The 21,770-nt window shown below is 70.2% G+C and carries 21 protein-coding genes and 1 pseudogene; 11 read left to right on the top strand and 11 right to left on the bottom strand.

Annotated elements, in window-relative coordinates; genetic code table 11:
- The 3 genes and pseudogenes from AU195_RS25025 to AU195_RS03200 all read right to left on the bottom strand — a co-directional run.
- Positions 1–194, bottom strand: a pseudogene (locus tag AU195_RS25025) (APA family fibronectin-binding glycoprotein); the annotation flags it as partial.
- Between the two features lie 198 nt (positions 195–392).
- Positions 393–1,466, bottom strand: coding sequence for a sulfate/molybdate ABC transporter ATP-binding protein (locus AU195_RS03205; protein ID WP_059157614.1), 1,074 nt, complete (start codon positions 1,464–1,466; stop codon positions 393–395).
- Positions 1,463–2,239, bottom strand: coding sequence for an ABC transporter permease (locus AU195_RS03200; protein WP_502687309.1), 777 nt, complete (start codon positions 2,237–2,239; stop codon positions 1,463–1,465). Before AU195_RS03200 ends, AU195_RS03205 begins: the two co-directional genes overlap by 4 nt.
- Before the next feature lie 166 nt (positions 2,240–2,405).
- Between AU195_RS03200 and AU195_RS03195 the strand changes: the two genes are divergently transcribed.
- From AU195_RS03195 to AU195_RS03185, 3 genes are all read left to right on the top strand, one after another.
- Positions 2,406–3,092 carry an SDR family oxidoreductase gene (locus tag AU195_RS03195; RefSeq protein ID WP_059157624.1) on the top strand — a complete coding sequence of 229 codons (687 nt, stop codon included), beginning with the start codon at positions 2,406–2,408 and terminating at the stop codon, positions 3,090–3,092.
- Between the two features lie 18 nt (positions 3,093–3,110).
- On the top strand, positions 3,111–4,040 hold the full coding sequence (locus AU195_RS03190) for an LLM class F420-dependent oxidoreductase (protein ID WP_059157612.1): 930 nt from the start codon (positions 3,111–3,113) through the stop codon (positions 4,038–4,040).
- A gap of 110 nt (positions 4,041–4,150) precedes the next feature.
- The gene (locus AU195_RS03185; protein WP_059157611.1) at positions 4,151–5,536 is read left to right on the top strand and encodes an NAD(P)/FAD-dependent oxidoreductase; all 1,386 of its coding nucleotides are present in this window, start codon (positions 4,151–4,153) and stop codon (positions 5,534–5,536) included.
- On the opposite strand, the gene AU195_RS03180 is transcribed toward AU195_RS03185, so the two are convergent.
- The 8 genes from AU195_RS03180 to AU195_RS03145 all read right to left on the bottom strand — a co-directional run bounded on the left by AU195_RS03180 (position 5,529) and on the right by AU195_RS03145 (position 11,282).
- Complete coding sequence (locus AU195_RS03180) at positions 5,529–6,161, bottom strand: urease accessory protein UreD (RefSeq protein ID WP_059157610.1); 633 nt, start codon at positions 6,159–6,161, stop codon at positions 5,529–5,531. The two genes, AU195_RS03185 and AU195_RS03180, sit on opposite strands and share 8 nt — an antisense overlap.
- Complete coding sequence (gene ureG / locus AU195_RS03175; RefSeq protein WP_059157609.1) at positions 6,161–6,865, bottom strand: urease accessory protein UreG; 705 nt, start codon at positions 6,863–6,865, stop codon at positions 6,161–6,163. The genes AU195_RS03180 and ureG overlap by 1 nt, the downstream gene beginning before the upstream one ends.
- A 10-nt stretch (positions 6,866–6,875) precedes the next feature.
- Positions 6,876–7,511: an urease accessory protein UreF gene (locus AU195_RS03170; RefSeq protein ID WP_059157608.1), complete on the bottom strand. Its 636-nt coding sequence runs from the start codon at positions 7,509–7,511 to the stop codon at positions 6,876–6,878.
- A gap of 15 nt (positions 7,512–7,526) precedes the next feature.
- Positions 7,527–9,248 carry an urease subunit alpha gene (locus AU195_RS03165; RefSeq protein WP_059157607.1) on the bottom strand — a complete coding sequence of 574 codons (1,722 nt, stop codon included), beginning with the start codon at positions 9,246–9,248 and terminating at the stop codon, positions 7,527–7,529.
- Positions 9,245–9,562, bottom strand: a complete 318-nt coding sequence (locus AU195_RS03160) for an urease subunit beta (RefSeq protein WP_059157623.1) — start codon at positions 9,560–9,562, stop codon at positions 9,245–9,247. Before AU195_RS03160 ends, AU195_RS03165 begins: the two co-directional genes overlap by 4 nt.
- Before the next feature lie 8 nt (positions 9,563–9,570).
- Entirely contained in the window at positions 9,571–9,873 is a 303-nt protein-coding gene (locus AU195_RS03155) for an urease subunit gamma (protein ID WP_059093845.1), read from the bottom strand.
- A 55-nt stretch (positions 9,874–9,928) separates the two neighbouring features.
- Positions 9,929–10,333 carry a PaaI family thioesterase gene (locus tag AU195_RS03150; RefSeq protein ID WP_059157606.1) on the bottom strand — a complete coding sequence of 135 codons (405 nt, stop codon included), beginning with the start codon at positions 10,331–10,333 and terminating at the stop codon, positions 9,929–9,931.
- Between the two features lie 175 nt (positions 10,334–10,508).
- On the bottom strand, positions 10,509–11,282 hold the full coding sequence (locus AU195_RS03145; protein ID WP_059157605.1) for a hypothetical protein: 774 nt from the start codon (positions 11,280–11,282) through the stop codon (positions 10,509–10,511).
- Between the two features lie 203 nt (positions 11,283–11,485).
- Here AU195_RS03145 and AU195_RS03140 point away from each other — a divergent pair, with 203 nt between their 5' ends.
- From AU195_RS03140 to AU195_RS03105, 8 genes are all read left to right on the top strand, one after another.
- Positions 11,486–11,902, top strand: a complete 417-nt coding sequence (locus AU195_RS03140) for a BlaI/MecI/CopY family transcriptional regulator (protein WP_059157604.1) — start codon at positions 11,486–11,488, stop codon at positions 11,900–11,902.
- Positions 11,903–11,916: 14 nt separating this feature from the next.
- The gene (locus AU195_RS03135; RefSeq protein ID WP_059157603.1) at positions 11,917–12,867 is read left to right on the top strand and encodes a M56 family metallopeptidase; all 951 of its coding nucleotides are present in this window, start codon (positions 11,917–11,919) and stop codon (positions 12,865–12,867) included.
- A gap of 44 nt (positions 12,868–12,911) precedes the next feature.
- Complete coding sequence (gnd, locus tag AU195_RS03130; RefSeq protein WP_059157602.1) at positions 12,912–14,372, top strand: NADP-dependent phosphogluconate dehydrogenase; 1,461 nt, start codon at positions 12,912–12,914, stop codon at positions 14,370–14,372.
- A gap of 81 nt (positions 14,373–14,453) precedes the next feature.
- Positions 14,454–15,890, top strand: coding sequence for a GuaB1 family IMP dehydrogenase-related protein (locus AU195_RS03125; RefSeq protein WP_059157601.1), 1,437 nt, complete (start codon positions 14,454–14,456; stop codon positions 15,888–15,890).
- Between the two features lie 205 nt (positions 15,891–16,095).
- A complete protein-coding gene (locus AU195_RS03120; protein WP_059157600.1) occupies positions 16,096–17,490 on the top strand; it encodes a hemolysin family protein in 1,395 nt (464 codons plus the stop codon).
- Positions 17,490–18,542, top strand: coding sequence for a hemolysin family protein (locus tag AU195_RS03115; protein ID WP_059157599.1), 1,053 nt, complete (start codon positions 17,490–17,492; stop codon positions 18,540–18,542). Before AU195_RS03120 ends, AU195_RS03115 begins: the two co-directional genes overlap by 1 nt.
- Positions 18,542–19,459: a 3-methyladenine DNA glycosylase gene (locus AU195_RS03110; RefSeq protein ID WP_172800458.1), complete on the top strand. Its 918-nt coding sequence runs from the start codon at positions 18,542–18,544 to the stop codon at positions 19,457–19,459. Before AU195_RS03115 ends, AU195_RS03110 begins: the two co-directional genes overlap by 1 nt.
- Positions 19,460–19,517: 58 nt before the next feature.
- Positions 19,518–21,761 (top strand): malate synthase G, encoded by a 2,244-nt coding sequence (locus AU195_RS03105; RefSeq protein ID WP_059157598.1) that lies wholly within the window; start codon positions 19,518–19,520, stop codon positions 21,759–21,761.
- Positions 21,762–21,770 lie beyond the last annotated feature (9 nt).

The raw sequence follows: 21,770 nt of genomic DNA, 5'->3' as shown, positions 1-21,770 counted from the left end.
ATCACCACGTAGCTCAGGCCGCCCGCGGCGTTGTCGACGCGGCCCGGCTCCGGCGCAGGCGGTGGCGGCGCGGGTTGCGCACTCGCCACCGAGGGCATCGCCAGGGCCGCTGCGGTGGCTCCGGCCATGGCGGCGGTCGCCAGCGTCCTCGCCAGGCCCCTGCGTCGTGTCGGCATCACATCCGGCTCATCCATGATGAAAGAAACTACCGTGTTACCGCCGTGACGCAAGTGTGAAATGCTGTGAAAGTGATAAAAGTCGCGATTGCTGTGAAAGCGAACGCACAGTTCAGAGCACTGTGTCACAGTTGCTGCGCACGGTTGCGTGCGGCCGCCACGCCGGGGCCGTCGAAATCCGTTCTGCCCTGTGGATCGGGCCGGGGACGTCGACCGTTACGGCGCCGGATGCACCGCGACCTCCTGGGCCTTCACCGCCAGGAAGATGCGGTCCCCCGGAGTCAGACGCAGTTCGGCGGCCGATTCGGCGGTGACGTCGGCCGCGAGCCCGGGCACGCCCCCCTGCTCCCCCGCCCGCACCCGGACCGCCGGCCCGCTGCTGTCCACCTCGGCGACCGTGACCTCGACGGTGTTGCGCGGGCTGCCGTGCGGACGCTGCCGGTACACCGCGACGGCCGCGGGCCGGAAGATCGCCACCGCCGGCTCACCGCTCACCACGTCCTCGGCCGGGACACCGTGCCAGTCGACGCCGCCCGCGTGGACCACGCCGTGCGGCCCGGCGACGCCGGCCACGAGGTTCACCCCGGCGAACCGCGCGCCGAACGGGCTGCGCGGCGCGGTGAGCACCGCTGCCGCCGGACCGGTCTCGACGACCCGGCCGCCGTCGACGACCACGACCCGGTCGGCCAGTGTCGCGACGTCGACCAGGTCGTGGGTGACCAGCACCGCCGAGCGGCCGTCCCGGGTGAGCACCTGCCGCAGCATCCGTCGCATCGCCCCCGCGACGGCGACGTCGAGGCCGGCCAGCGGTTCGTCGAGGAGCAGCACGTCGGGCTCGGCGGCGAGAGCGCGGGCCAGGGCGACCCGCTGCGCCTGACCGCCCGACAGCTGTCGCGGCATCCGACCGGCCAACTCGGCGGCGTCCAGCTCGCCGAGCCAATGCTGAGCGTTGGCAACGGCTTTCGCACGCGATTGACCGGAGCTGCGGGCACCGAACGCGACGTTCGCCGCCACCCGGAGGTGCGGGAACAGCAACGGGTCCTGCAGGAGTAGCCCGACCCGCCGCCGGTGCGTCGGTAGATGCACACCGGCGGCCGTGTCGGTGAGCAGACGGTCACCGACCCGCACCACGCCGTCATCGGGCCGCACCACCCCGGCGATCACGTGCAGCGCAGTCGACTTGCCCGCGCCGTTGGGTCCGAGCACCGCCAGCACCTCCCCCGGGCCGACGGCGAACTCGACGTCGACACCGCGGCGCTCGACGCGCGCCCGCACCGCCAGCCCGGTCACGTCCAGCCCTGCGCGCGCAGGCGGCGACTACCCAGGCCGACGACCACCACCGCCGCGACCGCGACCAGCAGCACCGACAACGCCACGGCCGCGTCCGGGTCGCTCTCCCGCTGCAGATAGATCTCGAGCGGGAGCGTGCGGGTGACGCCCTCGCGGGACCCGGCGAACGTCAGCGTGGCACCGAACTCGCCGAGCGCCCGCGCGAACGCCAGCACCGAGCCCGAGACCAGGCCGGGCGCGAGCAGTGGCAGCGACACCCGCCACCAGACGGCCGACGGCCGGGCCCCGAGCGTGGCCGCCACGACCTCGTAGTCGGTGCCCGCGGTCCGCGCCGCCCCCTCCAGGGCGATGACGAGGAACGGCAGCGACACGAACGTCTGCGCCAGCACGACGGCCGCGGTGGTGAACGCGATCTGGACGCCCGCCGCTTCGAGGTACCGGCCGAGCAGCCCCAGCCGGCCGAACGCGTAGAGCAGCGCGATACCGCCCACCACCGGGGGCAGGACCAACGGAAGCAGCAGCACCGGGCGCACCGCGCGGACGGCACGCGACCGGCTGCGGGCCAGCACCATCGCCATCGGCACTCCCAACAGCACACACAACACGGTGCTCGCGGTGGCCGTCTGCAGGCTGAGGACCAGCGCGGCGACCGAGGATTCGCTGCTGACGAGCGTGGTGAAACGGGGCCAGTCGACCTTCGCGGCGACCGAGACCAGCGGCAGCGCCACGAACAGCGCGCCGGCCGCCGCCGGAACGTAGATCCACCGGGGCAGCGCGGACCCCTCGGTGACCGTCACGCGATGCACATTAGGTCACCGGCGTGCGCCTATACCGCATCGTCCGCGCGTCGATTTACCCGCGGTAGCTACCGTCCAGTAACATCGACGCGAGACCGCGGCCCCCGCGCGCGGTGGTCGAGCCGACGAGGAGGGTATGGCGATGGAGGTGCTGGTCACCGGCGGTGATACGGATCTGGGACGAACGATCGCCGCGGAGTTCCGCGACGACGGACACCAGGTGGTGATCGCGGGCGCCCGGCGAGAGGACCTCGAGATCGCCGCCAAGGAGCTCGACGTCGACTCCATCGTGTTCGACAACACCGACCCGGCCGGCGTCGAAGAGGCCCGGCCGCTCTTCCCGCACCACCTCGACACCCTCGTCAACGTGCCCGCGCCCCGGTACGCCGCGCAGGACCCGCGCACCTTCGGCCTGGCCGATCACGCGCTCGCCTGGCGGCGCGCCCTGGACACCACCGTGCTGTCGGCGGTGCTGACCGTCCAGATCGTCGGCGACCATCTCCGCTCGGGCGGGTCGATCGTCAACGTCATCCCGGAGAACGTCGCCATCGCCCAGGCCCGTGAGGGCAGCGTCGACGCCGCGATCAAGGCAGCGCTGTCCGACTGGACCGCCGGCCAGGCCACCCACTTCGGCACCCGCGGGATCACCGTCAACGCCGTGGCGACCGGTAAGAGCGCCGAGCCGTCCTACGACGGGCTGTCGAGCACCCCGCCCGCCGTGGCCGCCGAGATCGCCCGGCTGGCCCTGTTCCTGTCGACGCCGGCGGCCCGCCACATCACCGGCCAGACGATGCACGTCAGCCGCGGCGTACCGGCCAACTTCGGCTAGCCCGATAGGGTTGTTGGAGTGACGATTCGACTCGGACTCCAGATCCCGAACTTCAGTTACGGCACCGGCGTCGCCGAACTCTTCCCGACGGTCATCGCGCAGGCCCGTGAGGCCGAGGAGGCGGGCTTCGACTCCGTCTTCGTGATGGACCACTTCTACCAACTACCCGGGCTGGGCACCCCGGATGCGCCGATGCTCGAGGCGTACACCGCGCTCGGCGCGCTGGCCACCGCCACGGAGCGCATCCAGCTCGGCACGCTGGTCACCGGCAACACCTACCGCAACCCCACGCTGCTCGCCAAGGCGATCACCACGCTCGACGTGGTCAGCCAGGGCCGGGCGATCCTCGGCCTCGGCACCGGCTGGTACGAGCTGGAACACGATGCGCTGGGCTACGAGTTCGGGACCTTCACCGACCGGTTCAAGAAGCTGGGCGAGGCGCTGCAGATCATCCTGCCGATGCTCGAGGGTGAGCGCCCGACGTTCGAGGGCGAGTACTACCGCGTCACCGAGGCGATGGCCGAGCCGCGTTTCCGCGACCACATCCCGCTGATGATCGGTGGCAGCGGCGAGAAGAAGACGATCCCACTGGCCGCCCGTCACTTCGACCACCTCAACATCATCGCGGGGTTCGACGACTTGCCCCGCAAGATCGAGGTCGTCAGGCAGAAGTGCGAGGAGATCGACCGGGACCCGGCGACGCTGGAGACCAGCATGCTGGTGGTGGCGATCATCGACGAGAACGTCACCGGCGACGTCATCCCGGATGACTTCAAGCAGCAGGCCGTGTACGGCAGCGCCGAGCAGATCGTCGACCAGGTCAAGACCAAGGTGTTCGACGCGGGCGTCGACAGTGTGATCCTGAGCCCCGTCACCAGCCTCAACGGCTATCAGCCGGGGGGCATCACGGAGGTCGCCGCGTTGTTGAAGCCGGTGCTGGGCGTTTAAGTCCGCGCCCCGCGTGGCATAAGCCACAACCGACCGAGTGCCCAACGCCGGGCACCGCCGACTACCGTAGAGGGCGAGAATTCGCATGTCCCGCCCGTCGAGGAGCACTGATGAGCCATCCCGGAGCCACTCCAACGGATCGGCACAAAGTCGTCATCATCGGGTCGGGGTTCGGCGGCCTGAGCGCCGCGAAGACCCTCAAGCGCGCCGATGTCGACATCAAGCTGATCGCCCGCACCACCCACCACCTGTTCCAGCCGCTGCTGTACCAGGTGGCGACCGGCATCATCTCCGAGGGTGAGATCGCCCCGGCGACCCGCGTGGTGCTGCGCAAGCAGAAGAACGTGCAGGTGCTGCTCGGTGACGTGACACACATCGACCTGCAGAACCGGCTCGTGCACTCCGAACTGCTGGGCCACGACTACGCCACGCCCTACGACAGCCTGGTCATCGCCGCGGGCGCCGGTCAGTCCTACTTCGGCAATGACCACTTCGCCGAGTGGGCGCCCGGCATGAAGTCCATCGACGACGCGCTGGAGCTGCGTGGCCGCATCCTCGGCGCGTTCGAGCAGGCGGAACGGTCGAGCGATCCGAAGCGACGCGAGAAGCTGCTCACCTTCGTCGTCGTGGGGGCCGGCCCGACGGGCGTGGAGATGGCGGGCCAGATCGCCGAGCTCGCCGATTACACGCTCAAGGGCACGTTCCGGCACATCGACCCGACCAGTGCCCGGGTGATCCTGCTCGACGCCGCACCGGCGGTGCTGCCGCCGATGGGCGAGAAGCTGGGCAAGAAGGCGGCGGCCCGGCTGGAGAAGATGGGCGTCGAGATCCAGCTCAACGCGATGGTCACCGACGTCGACCGCAACGGGATCACGGTCAAGGACCCTGACGGCAAGCTGCGGCGTATCGAATCCGCGTGCAAGGTGTGGTCGGCCGGCGTGTCGGCCAGCCCGCTGGGACGCGATCTGGCCAACCAGTCCGAGGTCGAGGTCGACCGGGCCGGGCGCGTCAAGGTGCTGCCCGACCTGTCGATCCCGGGGCACCCGAACGTGTTCGTCGTCGGCGACATGGCCGCCGTCGAAGGCGTGCCCGGCCAGGCGCAGGGCGCCATCCAGGGTGCCCGCTACGCGGCGAAGCTGATCAAGAACGAGGTCAAGGGCGCCAACCCGGCGTTCCGCCAGCCGTTCGAGTACTTCGACAAGGGTTCGATGGCGACGGTGTCGCGGTTCTCCGCGGTCGCCAAGGTCGGCCCGTTGGAGTTCGGCGGCTTCATCGCCTGGCTGGCCTGGCTGGCGCTGCACCTGGTCTACCTGGTCGGCTTCAAGACCAAGATCGTCACGCTGATCTCGTGGACGGTGACGTTCCTGTCGACCAAGCGCGGTCAGCTCACGATCACCGAGCAGCAGGCGTACGCCCGAACGCGCATCGAGGAACTCGAGGAGATCGCCGCGGCGGTCACCGAGACCGAACGGGAGAGGGAGCAGGCGGCTAGTTAGTCAGCCGCTCCCCCTGCCAGGTGGCCAGGCATCCGCCGGCCGCCAGCGCGAGCACCGTGCCGCTGGAGGCGAACGACGGTTCGGGATAACGCAATTCGCTCACGCACGCCAGTGGGCGGCCGAGTGCGTCATCCGTGACCGATCCGCTGCCCAGTTCGACGCGATGCCGCAGCAGCGGTGCGCCGTCGACGTCGGCGTGCAGGGCGCCGGACCAGAACCCCTCGCGTTCACCGGTTCTGCCGATCTGCACCCGCTCCCGTAGGCGGATGCCGGCTTCGCCGGCCAGCCGGATCCGCGTGGTCGTCAGGTGTCGGGAGGCGCCCGCGACGACGGTGGGTTGCGGGTCGATGTCGACATCCCCGGCCGATTCGACGTCCCAGCACGTCCGCGACTCCGGTGTCGCCGCGCTCGGCAACGTCAGGGTCGCCGCGGCGCTGCGGACCACCAGCCGGGCGCCCGGTTCCACCACGACGCGCACGCTGATCACGTCGCCGCCCAGTGGGGTGGCTGCCGCCGACACCAGGTGCACGGTGTCGATTCCGGTGCGGCGCACCGCGATCCCGCCGGTGTGCTCGATGTGGGGGCCGCGTCCCGCGCGGGCGACGATGAGGACCTCGGAGTGCACTAGCCCTGCACCGGCACCCGCAGCTGCGCGCGCACCCACTCCAGCACGGGCCCGGCCGTCGGATCGGCGGTCAGCGAGATCAGGACGAACGGCCGGTCCCCGCGGACCTTGGCCGAGTCGCGTCGCATGACGTCGAGATCGGCGCCGACCATCGGCGCCAGGTCGGTCTTGTTGATCACCAACAGATCCGAGAACGTCACCCCCGGACCGCCTTTGCGGGGCACCTTGTCGCCGCCGGCCACGTCCACCACGAAGATCTGCACGTCGACGAGCCCGGACGAGAACGTGGCGGTGAGGTTGTCGCCGCCGGATTCGACGAGGATCAGGTCGAGGTGGTCGTCCGGGCCGGAATGGCCCGCGATGAGGTCGTCGATGGCGTCGAGGTTGGCGGTGATGTCGTCGCGGATGGCGGTGTGCGGGCAGCCGCCGGTCTGCACGGCGGCGATCCGGTCGTCGGGCAGCACGGCGTGGCGGCGCAGGAAGTCGGCGTCCTCGGTGGTGTAGATGTCGTTGGTCAGCACCGCCAGCGAAAGTTCCTCGCGCAGTTGCCGGCACAGCGCGGCCACCAGCGCCGTCTTACCGGAGCCGACGGGACCGCCGACGCCGATGCGCAGGGGCTCCCCCGGCGCTCGGACCCGCCTGGGCCGGTCGGCGTGGTGGTGCGGTTGGCCCGTGGAATCAGCGGAGAGGAAATGCGGTGGCATGGTGAACCTTTCAGGAGGCGAACAACGGCCGCTCGCGGGCGCTGTGCCGCTGGGCCAGCACGTCGAGCAGCGGGTCGGACAGGTCGGCGGGCTCTTGCGCGGCGGCCGCGGCGACGTCGTCGCACAGCGGGGCCAGACCGATGGTCAGCGCCGCGACGTCGCCGGGGTCGAGCGCGAGCAACCGCTGCGCGGCGGTCGCCGACCCCGTCATCGTGGTGTAGACGACGGACAGCGCCGTCTGCCCGGGGGTGAGGCCGGCCGCAGCACCCACCGCGCCCGATGCGACGGGCAGATGCGGCGTGCGGCCCAGGGCGGCCCAGTCGTGGTTCGGCCAGACCCGCCGGGCCAGCCGTGCAAGTCCCCTGCCCTGCGCCCGGGAGGCGGCGCGCGCGGCCGGCGCCGGTGTGCGCGCGTCGGTTTCGCGATCGGCCACCGCCACCGTCAGGCTGCCGGCGTGCACGGCGGCGGCGATCGACGCGGCCACCAGACCCTGGGTGCGCACGCGCCGGACCAGGTAGGCGTGCAACGTCTCGACATCGGTGACGAGCCCGCTGGTGACGGCTTCCTCGACACCGCCGGAGTGGACGTGGCCACCGGTGGGGAGTCGGGAGTCAGCGAGGGCCAGCAGGGTCGTCAGTGCAGTCATCGGTGCGGCAATCGGCTAGAAGAGGAAATAGCGTTGCGCCATCGGCAGTTCGGCGGCCGGCTGCTCCTGCCACACGTCACCGTCGATGCGCACCGTGAAGGTGTCCGGATCGACCTCGATGCGGGGCAGCGCGTCGTTGAGCGGCATGTCCGCCTTACCCACGCGGCGGACGTCGGCGACGGCGACCAGTGCGCGCCGGATGTCGAGGCGGTCGGCGAGGCCGTCCTCGACCGCCTGCGGCGAGACGAAGTGCACCGACGTCGCGGCGGCCGAAGCGGGCGCCGCACCGAACATCGGGCGGGGCAGCACCGGTTGCGGTGTGGGGATCGACGCATTGGCGTCACCCATTGCGGCCCACGTGATCATGCCGCCCTTGATGACGGCGTGGGGGCGGACGCCGAAGAACGCCGGCTCCCACAGCACGAGGTCGGCGAGCTTGCCCACCTCGACGGAGCCGATCTCACCGTCGAGGCCGTGTGCGACGGCCGGGCAGATCGTGTATTTGGCGACATAGCGGCGGGCGCGCAGGTTGTCGGCCCGGCCGTCGCCCTCCAGCGCCCCGCGGCGGCGCTTCATCACGTGTGCGGTCTGCCAGGTGCGCAGCACCACCTCGCCGATCCGGCCCATCGCCTGGGCGTCGCTGCCGATCATCGAGATCGCCCCGATGTCGTGCAGCAGGTCCTCGGCGGCGATCGTCGAGGGCCGGATGCGGCTCTCGGCGAAGGCGAGATCCTCGGGGACGCTGGGGTTGAGGTGATGGCACACCATCAGCATGTCGAGGTGCTCGTCGAGGGTGTTGACGGTGTGCGGGCGGGTCGGGTTGGTCGAACTGGGCAGCACGTTGGGGTGCGAGGCGACGGTGATGATGTCGGGTGCGTGGCCGCCGCCGGCGCCCTCGGTGTGGTAGGCGTGGATCGACCGGCCCTTGATCGCCGCCAGGGTGTCCTCGACGAAGGCCATCTCGTTGAGCGTGTCGGTGTGGATGTTGACCTGCACCCCCGCCGCGTCGGCGACGGTCAGGCACGCGTCGATCGCGGCCGGTGTGGTGCCCCAGTCCTCGTGCAGCTTGAAACCCGCTGCACCGCCCCGTAATTGCTCCCACAAAGCGCCGGCGTTGACCGTGTTCCCTTTGCCGAGGAGCGCGACGTTGAGCGGCCAGGTGTCCAGCGCCTCGAGCATGCGGGCCAGGTGCCACGCCCCGGGGGTGACGGTGGTGGCCTTGCTGCCCTCCGCCGGTCCGGTGCCGCCGGCGACGATCGTCGTGATGCCGCCGCCGAGGGCTTCCTCCATGATCTGCGGGCAGATCAGATGCACATGGCAGTCGATGGCGCCCGCGGTGAGGATGCGCCCGTTGCCCGCGATGACCTCCGTCGAGGGACCGACCACCAGGTCGGGGTGCACACCGTCCATGATGTCGGGGTTGCCGGCCTTGCCGATCGCGACGATGCGGCCGTCGCGAATACCGATGTCTGCCTTGACGATACCCCAGTGGTCGAGGATGACGGCGCCGGTGATGACGGTGTCGGGGGCGCCGTCGGCGCGGGTGGCCCTGGCCTGTCCCATCGACTCGCGCAGGACCTTGCCGCCGCCGAACACGGCCTCGTCGCCTGCGAGTCCCGGTCCGCCGCTGCGGTCCTCGGTGATCTCGATGACGAGGTCGGTGTCGGCCAACCGGATCCGGTCACCGACGGTGGGGCCGTACAGCGCCGCGTAGCGCTCCCGCGACAGCCCGCTCATCGCGTCTCGTCCAATCGGCCCGGCGGATTCAGCGACAACCCGTGCACCTCCCGCGTTCCGCGCAGCGCGACGAGCCGGACACGCTGCGCCACACCGGGTTCGAAGCGCACCGCGGTGCCTGCGGGGACGTCGAGGCGGTGGCCGTGCGCGGCGGTCCGGTCGAAGTCGAGGGCGGCGTTGGCCTGCGGCAGGTGCACGTGGCTGCCGACCTGCACCGGCCGGTCACCGGTGTTGACGACCTCGATCTCGAGACGCTCGGCACCGGTGTTGATCTCGATGTCCCCCTCGCCGAAGAGGATCTCGCCGGGCACGATGGGCGCGGTCACGGGATCGGGTGGTGGACGGTGACGAGTTTCGTCCCGTCCGGGAACGTGGCCTCCACCTGCACGTCGTGCAGCATCTCGGGCACTCCCTCCATCACGTCGTCGCGGCTGAGCACATCGCGTCCGCTGACCATCAACTCCGCCACCGTGCGGCCGTCGCGGGCGCCTTCGAGCAGGTGGTCGGTGATGACCGCGACGGCCTCGGGATGGTTGAGGCGCAGCCCGCGGGCGCGCCTGCGCCTCGCGAGGTCGGCGGCGTAGGAGATCAGCAGGCGGTCCTGCTCATGCGGGGTCAAACGCATAGTGCGCGATCCTGCCATGGCGCGCCGTGCGCGGCAGCGCTCAGCGCGCGGGACCTCAGGCGTCGGCGATGTTCTGCAGCCGCACCTGACCGCGCGCCACCAGCTTGTCGTTCTCGTCGGTGATGGTGATCAGCCACAGCTGCTGACGACGACCGCGGTGGATCGGGGTGGAGACCGCGGTGACGGTCCCCGAGGAGATGGCCCGCAGGAAGTCGGTGTTGTTGTTGACGCCGACGACCGTGCCGCCGCCGTTCTCGCTCAGCCAGACGTGGCCGGAGACACTGGCGAGGCTCTCGACGACCGCACAGTAGACGCCGCCGTGCACGATCCCCCACGGCTGCAACAGCTTGTCGTGGATCGTCAGCTGCGCCCGGCCGCCGTCGGGGGTGATCTCGAGATAGGTGAGGCCGAGTTCCGAGTCGTAGCCGTCGCCGAGGCCGTCGGGTACCTGAGTGGTCACAGCAGACGTGTCTACACCGCGACGTGGGGCGCACGCGACACGGGTTGGGCGAGAAAGCGGACGGGCCCCGCACATGATGTGCGGGGCCCGCCCTTTTCGATGGACCGGGGGTCTCTGCAGCCCTCAGGACTCCGGCGCGGTCCGGTGGAACATCATCAGGGTAGGCAAGGCTGCCCTAATTAAGCAAGACCTTCCCCCCGGTTCCGCGCACCGCACCGCGTACGGGAAGGCCGAAACCGACGAGCGCATCGAGCACGGCCTGTCCGCGGCGCATGCTGGTCAACTCGCTGGACCCGGCGAGCAGCGGCACCTGGGTGGCCGCGCCGACGACCGCCCCACCGACGAGGTGCCACATCGCCGGCACGGACATCGCGCCGCCGCTGATGGCAGCCAGCTTGGCGAACAGCGGTGCGAGCGCACGGTGACTCCGGTGCGCCACCCACGTGGTCAGCGCGGCCTCGCTGGGCAGCGCGACGATGCCCTGCGGCGCCCCGAGCCGCAAACGGGCCCGGCCGGCGATGTGCGGATCGTCGGGCAGCGCGCGCAGGGTGGGGTCCACGACGCCGACCCAGTCGATGGCACCCTCGGAGTCGACGTGCACCCACAGGTTCTCCAGGCCGGTATCCCAGGCGCGGCCCTCGAGCACCAGCAGCGGGATGACGCGGCCGAGGACGACATGGGCGAGCGTGGCGGCCAGCTGCTGGGCGACCGCGGCACGGTTGTCGGTCTCGGCGGAGGCCAGGTCGAACATCGCCTGGAGACGATCCCCGGTGAGCGCCTCGGTCAGCGGCCACCACCGGCGCCGGGACAGGTCACCCATGACGGCGACCCCGTAGACCCGTGGGCACTCCGGGTAGAGCTCGCGCAGGCGGCGGCTCGACTCGTGTAGCGGGAGCGTCCGCTTGATGGCCATGCCCGCGATCAGCGGGTCCTCGATCAGTACGGTCACTGCACCTCCCGGCGGCTCACTTGAGTTAGGTTAGCCTTACTATAACTACGAGCCCCGGCGGGACCAGAACCTGTGATTGGTTTCACAGCACCGCCCGGTGACCAGTGCGGGAATGTCCGCAATGAGGAAGACTGTTGCTCCTCTGCGTCGGATACGACGCGCGGTAGTACCCTGGTTCTACTGTTGGAGAGAGTGACGGGAAGATGGCCAAGTTGACGCGTCTGGGCGAGCTCGAGCGCGAGGTGATGGACCACCTGTGGTCCGCCCGCGAGCCCCAGACTGTGCGCCAGGTGCACGAAGCGCTCGCCGCTCGACGCGACCTGGCCTACACCACGATCATGACGGTGCTGCAGCGACTGGCGAAGAAGAACCTGGTGGTGCAGCACCGTGACGACCGTGCCCACCGATACGCCCCCACCCACGGCCGCGACGAACTGGTCGCCGGGCTGATGGTGGACGCCCTCGATCAGGCCGCCGACTCCGGTAGCCGGGAGGCCGCGCTGGTGCATTTCGTCGAGCGCGTCGGCGCCGGCGAGGCCGCCGCCCTGCGCCGGGCGCTGGCCGAACTGGAGGGCAAGCAAAGTCTCACCAAGCCCGCTGGCGGTCCGGGTACCGCCTGAGCGACAATCGAGGGGTGTCCGCGCTGGCCTTCACCCTTGTCGCGCTGCTCCTCGTGGGGCCGGTGCCGGCATTGTTGGCTCGTGCGTCCTGGCCGATGCGGGCTCCGCGCGCGGCGGTGGTCCTCTGGCAGTCCATCGCGCTGGCCGGTGTGCTCTCGGCCTTCTCCGCGGGTATCGCGATCGCCAGCCGGCTGTTCGTCCCCGGCCCCGACGGCCGACCGACCGCCACGATCACCAGTGAGATCGACGCTCTCGGGTGGCCATTGTGGCTGCTCTACGTGGTGGCCTTCGCGCTCACCCTGCTCATCGGCGCCCGCCTGATCGTGTCGGTGCTGCAGGTGGCCGTCGCCACCCGGCGCCGGCGCGCCCACCACCGGATGATGGTCGATCTGCTCGGGGTTTCCCGCGACGCGGTGCCGACCGACGTCCGTAGGCAGGCGACCGGCCTGCGCGTCCTCGACGTCGAGCAACCGCTGGCGTACTGCCTGCCCGGGGTGCGCAGCCGCGTGGTGCTCAGCGACGGGGCGCTCAAGACGATGAACCGCGACGAGATCGCCGCGATCCTCACCCACGAACGCGCCCACCTGCGCGCCCGGCACGACCTCGTGTTGGAGATGTTCACCGCGGTGCACGCCGCCTTCCCCCGATTCGTCCGCAGCGCCAGCGCCCTGGACGCGGTGCGTCTGCTGGTCGAACTGCTCGCCGACGACGCCGCCGTGCGCAGGGCAGGCCCCACCCCGCTCGCGCGTGCCCTCGTCGCCTGCGCCGCCGGGCGTGCCCCCTCCGGTGCGCTGGCCGCGGGTGGTCCGACCACGGTGATCCGGGTGCGCCGTCTCGGCGGCCGGCCGAACAGCCTCGCCCTGGCCGCCACCGCCTATCTGGCCGCCGCGGTGGTGCTGGTCGGCCCGACGTTCGCCGTCGCCGTCCCGTGGCTGACCGAACTGCACCGCCTGTTCGTCCGCTAGGCCCACCCCCGCGACAACACAACAGAAGAGGAAAGGCTGCGCCCATGAGCTCGTCCGAGAAGTCCACCGAAGGCACCGCGCAGATCGGGGTCACCGGCCTGGCCGTGATGGGCTCGAACATCGCCCGCAACTTCGCCAGGCACGGCTACACCGTCGCCCTGCACAACCGGTCGGTGGCCAAGACCGACGCGCTGCTGGCCGACCACGGTTCGGAGGGCTCGTTCGTGCGCACCGAGACCATCCCGGAGTTCCTCGCCGCACTGGAGAAGCCGCGCCGGGTGCTGATCATGGTCAAGGCCGGGGAGGCCACGGACGCCGTGATCAACGAGCTCGCCGATGCGATGGAACCCGGCGACATCATCATCGACGGCGGCAACGCGCTCTACACCGACACGATCCGCCGGGAGAAGGCGATCCGCGAACGTGGCCTGCACTTCGTCGGCGCGGGCATCTCCGGTGGCGAGGAGGGCGCGCTGAACGGGCCGTCGATCATGCCCGGCGGGCCGAAGGAGTCCTACGAGAGCCTCGGCCCGCTGCTGGAGGAGATCTCCGCGCACGTCGACGGCGTCCCCTGCTGCACGCACATCGGCCCCGACGGCGCGGGCCACTTCGTGAAGATGGTGCACAACGGCATCGAGTACTCCGACATGCAGCTCATCGGTGAGGCCTACCAGTTGCTGCGCGACGGCCTCGGCAAGTCGGCCCCCGAGATCGCCGACGTCTTCGACGAGTGGAACCGCGGCGACCTCGACAGCTTCCTGGTGGAGATCACCGCACAGGTGCTGCGGCAGACCGACGCGAAGACCGGCACACCGCTGGTCGACGTCATCCTCGACGAGGCCGAGCAGAAGGGCACCGGCCGCTGGACGGTGAAGTCCGCGCTCGACCTGGGTGTGCCCGTCACCGGCATCGCGGAGGCCGTGTTCGCCCGGGCGCTGTCCGGTTCGGTGGCCCAGCGCAAGGCCACCACGGGCCTGGCCACCGGCGAGCTCGGCGACAAGCCCGCCGACGCCGAACAGTTCACCGAGGACATCCGCCAGGCCCTCTACGCGTCGAAGATCATCGCGTACGCGCAGGGCTTCAACCAGATCCAGGCCGGCAGCGCCGAGTACGACTGGGGCATCACCCCCGGCGACATGGCCACCATCTGGCGCGGCGGCTGCATCATCCGGGCCAAGTTCCTCAACCGCATCAAGGACGCCTTCGACGACGACCCGGATCTGCCCACCCTGATCGTCGCGCCGTATTTCCGCAGTGCGATCGAGAACGCGATCGACAGTTGGCGCCGCGTCGTCGTGACCGCCACCCAGCTGGGCATCCCGATCCCGGGCTTCTCCTCGGCGCTGTCCTACTACGACGGGCTGCGCACCGAGCGGTTGCCCGCCGCGCTGACACAGGGGTTGCGCGACTTCTTCGGCGCCCACACCTACGGCCGCATCGACACCGATCCGGCCAAACGTTTTCACACACTGTGGAGCGGTGACCGCACCGAGGTCGAGGCCTGACCGCCGAGACCGCTCACGGATGGCGATTCCGCGCCCGAGCGTGATCCGGCAGCAGTCTCGGGGAATCTAGACTCGGTGGCGATGAGATTTCTCGACGGCCACCACCCGGCATACGACCTGACCTACGACGACGTCTTCGTCGTCCCGCAGCGGTCCGACGTGGCGTCGCGTTTCGACGTCGACCTGTCCACCGTCGACGGTTCGGGCACCACGATCCCGGTCGTGGTCGCCAACATGACCGCCGTCGCAGGCAGGCGGATGGCCGAGACCGTGGCCCGCCGCGGCGGTCTGGTGGTGCTGCCGCAGGATCTGCCGATCTCGGCGGTGCAGCAGACCGTCGACTTCGTCAAGAGCCGCGACCTGGTGGTCGACACCCCGGTCATGCTGGAGCCCGACGATTCGGTGTCCGACGCGATCGCGCTGATCCACAAACGCGCGCACGGGGCGGCGGTCGTGGTGTTCGAGGGCCGTCCGATCGGTCTGGTGACCGAAGCGACCTGCGTGGACGTCGACCGGTTCACCCGGGTCCGCGACGTCGCGATCACCGACTTCGTCACCGCGCCGGTGGGCACCGATCCGCGCAAGGTCTTCGACCTGCTCGAACACGCGCCCGTCGACGTCGCGGTGCTCACCGGACCCGACGGCACGCTGGCCGGGGTGCTCACCCGCACCGCAGCCGTGCGCGCCGGCATCTACTCCCCTGCCGTCGACCGGCACGGGCGACTGCGCATCGCCGCGGCCGTCGGCATCAACGGCGACGTCGGGGCGAAGGCGCGAGGGCTGGCCGAGGCCGGAGTCGACCTGCTGGTGATCGACACCGCTCACGGGCACCAGACCAAGATGCTGGAGGCGATCCGGGCGGTGGCCTCCCTCGACCTGGGCCTGCCGATCGCGGCGGGCAACGTGGTGTCGGCCGAGGGCACCCGCGACCTCGTCGCCGCGGGCGCCTCGATCATCAAGGTCGGTGTCGGACCCGGCGCGATGTGCACCACCCGGATGATGACCGGGGTCGGCCGGCCACAGTTCTCGGCGGTCGTCGAATGTGCTGCGGCGGCAAAGGATCTGGGTGCGCACGTATGGGCGGACGGCGGGGTGCGTCACCCTCGGGACGTGGCGCTCGCCCTCGCGGCGGGAGCGGCCAACGTGATGATCGGATCGTGGTTCGCCGGCACGTATGAATCCCCCGGCGACCTGATGCACGACCGCGACAATCAGCCGTACAAGGAGAGCTACGGGATGGCCTCCAAGCGGGCGGTCGCGGCAAGGACCGCGGGCGACAGCCTGTTCGACCGCGCCCGCAAGGCGCTCTTCGAGGAGGGCATCTCGAGATCGAGGATGAGCCTCGACCCGGCCCGCGGCGGCGTGGAGGACCTGCTCGACCACATCACCTCCGGGGTCCGCAGCACCTGCACCTACGTCGGCGCCACCACCCTGCCCGAACTCCACGACAAGGTACTGCTCGGGGTGCAGTCCGCCGCGGGCTTCGCCGAGGGCCGCCCGCTGCCGACCGGCTGGTGAGAGTCCGGCTACGATTGGGCATTCGCGCCGTCATTCGTTGACGTCCGACGTCCGACCGAGGAAGGGATCACGTGCCGCAGGCACCCGCCGAGGCCCGGTGTGCACCGGAGGCCTGCCGGGCCGAGCACCCGTCCATCGAGCCCCCCGACGCCGAACCGTCTTCTAGTCGGCCGGGCACACGGCCCGGCGCACCGGTGACGATGCGATGAGCGTCGCGTACACCCTGCTCTCGCTGCTGGCGATCGTGCTGTTGACCGCGGGTACCGCGGTGTTCGTCGCCGCCGAGTTCTCGTTGACGGCGTTGGAGCGCAGCACCGTCGAGGCCAACGCGCGCAGTGGGCACCGTCGCGACCAGATGGTCCGTCGCGCCCACCGCACCCTGTCCTTCCAGCTCTCGGGCGCCCAGGTGGGCATCTCGATCACGACGCTGGCCACCGGCTACCTGGCCGAACCCGTGGTCGCCCGGCTGCTCCATCCCGGTCTGGACGCGATCGGACTGTCAGAGCGGGCCGCGAGCGGGGTGGCCCTGTTCCTGGCGATCCTGATCGCCACCTCGCTGTCGATGGTCTTCGGTGAGCTCGTCCCGAAGAACCTGGCCGTGGCCAGACCGGTGCCGACCGCTCGCGCATCGGCCCCTCCGCAGCTACTGTTCTCCGCGATCTTCACGCCGCTGATCCGGTTGACCAACGGCACCGCGAACATGATCCTGCGCCGGCTGGGCATCGAACCCGCCGAGGAGCTCCGCTCGGCGCGTTCGGCGCAAGAGTTGATCTCGCTGGTGCGCAACTCGGCGCGCAGCGGTTCGCTCGACCCCGTGACCGCCATCCTGGTGGACAGATCGCTGCAGTTCGGCGACCGCACCGCCGAGGAGCTGATGACCCCGCGCACCGAGATCGAGGCCCTGCAGGCCGACGACACCGTCGCCGACCTCATCGCCGCGGCGATCGAGACGGGGTACTCGCGCTTCCCCATCGTCGAGGGCGACCTGGACGAGACGATCGGTGTCGTCCACGTCAAACAGGTGTTCTCGGTGCCGCGCGACGACCGCGGACGCACCCGCCTCGCGGCGCTGGCGATCCCGGTTGCGACCGTCCCGTCGACCCTGGACGGCGACGCGGTGATGACCCAGATCCGCGCCAACGGCCTGCAGACCGCGCTCGTGGTCGACGAGTACGGGGGCACCGCAGGCATGGTGACCGTCGAGGACCTGATCGAGGAGATCGTCGGCGACGTCCGCGACGAGCACGACGACGCCACCCCCGACGTGGTGGCCGCCGGCGAGGGCTGGAAGGTGTCGGGCCTGCTGCGGATCGACGAAGTCGCCGCCGGAACCGGTTTCCGCGCCACCGAAGGCGAGTACGAGACCATCGGCGGGCTGGTGCTGCAGGAACTCGGGCACATCCCGGAGGTGGGTGATGCGGTCGAGCTGACCGCCTTCGATCCGGACGGACCGATCGAGGATCCGATCCGCTGGGAGGCCAAGGTCGTGCAGATGGACGGCCGCCGGATCGACCTGGTGGAACTGACCGAACTCGGGCGCCGCGGCGACACCGATCACGACCACGGCGCCGACGGGGCCGAGCCGGAGGAGGACCGCTGATGGGTGGCGATCTGTTCGGCGTCCTGCTGACCGTGCTGCTGCTGGGGGCCAACGCGTTCTTCGTCGCCTCCGAGTTCGCGCTCATCTCGGCGCGCCGGGACCGGCTCGAGGCCCTGGCCGAACAGGGCAAGAAGAGCGCGGTGACGGTCATCAGGGCCGGTGAGAACCTCTCGCTGATGCTGGCGGGTTCCCAGCTGGGCATCACGATCTGCTCGATCCTGCTGGGCCGCGTCGGCGAACCCGCGGTGGCGCATCTGCTGGAGAAACCGTTCGGGCTGCTCGGCATCCCCGACGCGGTGCTGCACACCGTGTCGTTCGTGGTGGCGTTGAGCGTGGTGGTGACGCTGCACGTGCTGCTCGGCGAGATGGTCCCGAAGAACATCGCGATCGCCGGACCGGAGTCGGCGGCGATGCTGCTGATCCCCGTCTATCTCGTCTACATCAGGGCGGCGCGGCCGCTCATCGCGTTCTACAACTGGTGCGCCAACGCCACGCTGCGCGCCGTCGGCGTGGAGCCCAAGGACGAACTCGACGTCAACGTGTCGACGGTCGAACTGTCGGAGATGATCGCGGAGTCGGTGTCCGAGGGTCTGCTCGACCCCGAGGAGCACACCCGGCTGACCCGCGCCCTGCAGATCCGCAACCGCGCCGTCAAGGACGTGGCGATGCCACTGGACACCATCCACGCCATACCGGCGTCGGCGCCGGGTCAGGGCCCGACCGTCGCCGCGGTCGAACGGGCACTGGCCGAGACGGGGTACTCGCGCTTCCCGGTGACCGCACCGTCCGGACAGTACCTGGGCTACCTGCACATCAAGGACGTGCTCCCGCTGGTCGGTGACCCCGACGCGGTGCTGGACCGGTCGATGGTGCGCCCGCTCCCCCAGCTTCCCGCGTCGCTGCCGTTGCCCGAGGCGCTGACCCGGCTGCGCCGCACCAACAGTCACCTCGCACTGGTCACCTCCGACGGGGCGATCACCGCGATGGTCGCGCTCGAGGACCTCGTCGAGGACCTCGTCGGAACGGTGCGCGACGGAACGCACCGGCGGTGATGGCCGAGGTCCTCGACGAGTCGGTCTGGGTGCGGCGGGAACGCACCCACCGTGATCGCGTGGACGCGTTCTGCGCACCGCATCAGGCGCGGCGCAGCGCTGGTCGGAGCCACCCGGTGTGGGACTTCCTGTTCACCTACTACAGCCTGCGTCCCCGCCAGCTGCGGCGCTGGCACCCCGGATTCGGCGTCGTGCTGTCGGGACCCGCCGCCCGCGACCGTCTCGGCCGTTCTGGCTACGGCGCGGTTCCCGGTGGCGTGAGCGTGACCGCCGAGCACCTGCGGTCGCGCGCCGACACCGTGGAGTTCGTGGCCGGCCTGTTGCGGGCCACCGCCGCCCGCCCGGCGCGGCTGAACTGCTTCGGATTACACGAGTGGGCCATGGTGTACCGCTGCCCCGAGACCCGCCACGACGCGGTGCCGCTGCGCCTCGGACGGCCGGGAACGGACGCGGTGGTGGAATCGATGTCGTTGCGCTGCAGCCATTTCGACGCCTACCGGTTCTTCACCGAGGCTGCGGTGGGCCGCAACGTGGAACCGTTGAGCCGCGAGCGTCAGATCGACACCGAACAGCCGGGCTGCCTGCACGCGGCGATGGACCTGTACAAGTGGGCGTACAAACTCGCACCGCTGGTGGCTTCGGATCTGGTGATGGACTGTCTGGACCTGGCCGCCGATGCCCGGCTGCTCGACATGCGCGCGAGCCCATACGATCTCCGCCGCTACGGATTCGAGGCCATCGCGATCGAAACCCCGGCGGGGCGCGCCGAATACGTCCGGGCGCAGCAGGACATCGCCGACCGGGCGGCCCCGTTGCGCGCCACACTCGCGGCGCGATGTGACGCACTGCGCACCGCGTTGACAGAAGACGGCGCGACGGCGGTGCGCGCTGGATTCGCCGAGGTTACCCATAGGTAAGCTGGATCGACGGCGGCGTGCGGATGGCGTGCGCGGAGTACGGCCGAGGAGGAGAACGATGACTGATCGCGTGACGGTGGGAAACCTGCGCGTGGCCCGCGCGCTCTACGACTTCATCACCGATGAGGCGCTGGCCGGTACCGACCTCGATCCGGACAGCTTCTGGTCGGGCGTCGACAAGGTCGTCGCCGACCTGACCCCGCGCAACCAGGAACTGCTCGCGCGCCGCGACGACCTGCAGGCGCAGCTCGACAAGTGGCATCGGCAGCGGGCGATCGGTCCGCACGACGCCGACGAGTACAAGCAGTTCCTCACCGAGATCGGCTACCTGGAGCCCGATCCGGGCGACTTCACGATCACCACGACCGATGTCGACGACGAGATCACCACGACCGCAGGCCCCCAGCTGGTGGTGCCGGTGCTCAACGCCCGCTTCGCGCTCAACGCCGCCAACGCGCGGTGGGGCTCGCTCTACGACGCGCTCTACGGCACCGACGTGATCAGCGAGGCGGACGGCGCGGAGAAGGGCACCAGCTACAACCGCGTCCGGGGCGACAAGGTGATCGCCTACGCCCGTGAATTCCTCGACGGCGCAGCGCCGTTGGCGTCGGGCAGCTGGAGCGACGCCACCGGCTTCAAGATCGAGGACGGGCAGGTGCTCGTCGAGGTCGGTGACGACACGTCGGTGCACGATGACTCCTCGCGCGAGCGCTCGTCGGTGGTCGGCCTGGCCGACCCGGCCCAGTTCGTCGGCTACACCGGCGAACTCGGGTCGCCGCAGTGGTCGATCCTGCTGCGCAACAACGGTCTGCACATCGAGATCCTCATCGACCCCGAGTCACCGGTGGGCTCGACCGACAAGGCGGGCGTCAAGGACGTCGTGCTCGAATCCGCCGTCACCACCATCATGGATTTCGAGGATTCGGTGGCCGCGGTCGACGCCGAGGACAAGGTGCTGGGTTACCGCAACTGGCTGGGGCTCAACCGCGGCGATCTGAGCGAAGAGGTCAGCAAGGGCGGCAAGAGTTTCACCCGCGTGCTCAATCCGGACCGCACGTACACCACCCCCGACGGGTCCGGTGAGCTCACCCTGCCCGGGCGCAGTCTGCTGTTCGTGCGCAACGTCGGGCACCTGATGACCAACGACGCGATCACCAGAGCCGGGGACGACGGCCACGAGACAGAGGTGTTCGAGGGCATCCAGGACGCCCTGTTCACCGGGCTGATCGCGATGCACGGCTTGAAGGAGAGCGAGTCGAACGGACCGCTGCGCAACAGCCGGACCGGTTCGGTCTACATCGTCAAGCCGAAGATGCACGGCCCCGCCGAGGTGGCGTACACCGTCGACCTGTTCAGCCGTGTCGAGGACGTGCTGGGGCTGCCGCAGAACACCCTCAAGGTCGGCATCATGGACGAGGAGCGGCGCACCACGCTGAACCTCAAGGCCTGCATCAAGGCCGCCGCCGACCGGGTCGTGTTCATCAACACCGGCTTCCTGGACCGCACCGGCGACGAGATCCACACGTCGATGGAGGCGGGCCCGATGATCCGCAAGGGTGCGATGAAGAGCCAGCCGTGGATCAAGGCCTACGAGGACCAGAACGTCGACGTGGGTCTGGCCACCGGCTTCTCGGGCCGCGCCCAGATCGGCAAGGGCATGTGGGCGATGACGGACCTGATGGCCGACATGGTCGAGCAGAAGATCGGTCAGCCGAAGGCCGGCGCCACCACCGCCTGGGTGCCGTCCCCGACCGCGGCGACGCTGCATGCCATGCATTACCACCAGGTCGACGTGTACGCAGTGCACAGGGAACTCGAGGGCAAACAGCGCGCGACGATCGACGACCTGCTCACCATCCCGCTGGCCAAGGAGCTGGCGTGGGCGCCGGAGGAGATCCGCGAGGAGGTCGACAACAACTGCCAGTCGATCCTGGGTTACGTGGTGCGCTGGATCGATGCCGGCGTCGGTTGCTCGAAGGTGCCCGACATCCACGACACGGCCCTGATGGAGGACCGCGCGACGCTGCGGATCTCCAGCCAGTTGCTGGCCAACTGGCTGCGTCACGGCGTCATCACCGAAGAGGACGTCAAGACGAGCCTGCGCCGGATGGCCGCGGTGGTCGACGAGCAGAACGCGCAGGATCCCGATTTCCGGCCGATGGCCACCGATCCGGATTCGAGCATCGCGTTCCAGGCCGCTCAGGAACTCATCCTCGCCGGCGGGGCGCAACCGAACGGCTACACCGAGCCGATCCTGCACCGGCGCCGACGCGAGTACAAAGCCGGCTTTGCCGGCGCCTGAGACGGCGCG

This window comes from Mycobacterium sp. IS-1496, from assembly GCF_001499995.1.
GTDB lineage: Bacteria > Actinomycetota > Actinomycetes > Mycobacteriales > Mycobacteriaceae > Mycobacterium.
The sequence above is the reverse complement of the archived record's forward strand: the minus strand, read 5'-3'. Positions and strand labels throughout refer to the sequence as shown.

What these genes read in the sequence shown, in the direction of transcription:
- AU195_RS03125 (WP_059157601.1), top strand. Translation starts at nt 14,454, where the DNA reads ATGAGATTTCTCGACGGCCACCACCCGGCATACGACCTGACCTACGAC.
- AU195_RS03170 (WP_059157608.1), bottom strand. Translation starts at nt 7,511, where the DNA reads ATGACTGCACTGACGACCCTGCTGGCCCTCGCTGACTCCCGACTCCCC.
- AU195_RS03105 (WP_059157598.1), top strand. Translation starts at nt 19,518, where the DNA reads ATGACTGATCGCGTGACGGTGGGAAACCTGCGCGTGGCCCGCGCGCTC.
- AU195_RS03140 (WP_059157604.1), top strand. Translation starts at nt 11,486, where the DNA reads ATGGCCAAGTTGACGCGTCTGGGCGAGCTCGAGCGCGAGGTGATGGAC.
- AU195_RS03155 (WP_059093845.1), bottom strand. Translation starts at nt 9,873, where the DNA reads ATGCGTTTGACCCCGCATGAGCAGGACCGCCTGCTGATCTCCTACGCC.
- AU195_RS03165 (WP_059157607.1), bottom strand. Translation starts at nt 9,248, where the DNA reads ATGAGCGGGCTGTCGCGGGAGCGCTACGCGGCGCTGTACGGCCCCACC.
- AU195_RS03195 (WP_059157624.1), top strand. Translation starts at nt 2,406, where the DNA reads ATGGAGGTGCTGGTCACCGGCGGTGATACGGATCTGGGACGAACGATC.
- ureG (WP_059157609.1), bottom strand. Translation starts at nt 6,865, where the DNA reads ATGCCACCGCATTTCCTCTCCGCTGATTCCACGGGCCAACCGCACCAC.
- AU195_RS03185 (WP_059157611.1), top strand. Translation starts at nt 4,151, where the DNA reads ATGAGCCATCCCGGAGCCACTCCAACGGATCGGCACAAAGTCGTCATC.
- AU195_RS03120 (WP_059157600.1), top strand. Translation starts at nt 16,096, where the DNA reads ATGAGCGTCGCGTACACCCTGCTCTCGCTGCTGGCGATCGTGCTGTTG.
- AU195_RS03110 (WP_172800458.1), top strand. Translation starts at nt 18,542, where the DNA reads ATGGCCGAGGTCCTCGACGAGTCGGTCTGGGTGCGGCGGGAACGCACC.
- AU195_RS03115 (WP_059157599.1), top strand. Translation starts at nt 17,490, where the DNA reads ATGGGTGGCGATCTGTTCGGCGTCCTGCTGACCGTGCTGCTGCTGGGG.
- gnd (WP_059157602.1), top strand. Translation starts at nt 12,912, where the DNA reads ATGAGCTCGTCCGAGAAGTCCACCGAAGGCACCGCGCAGATCGGGGTC.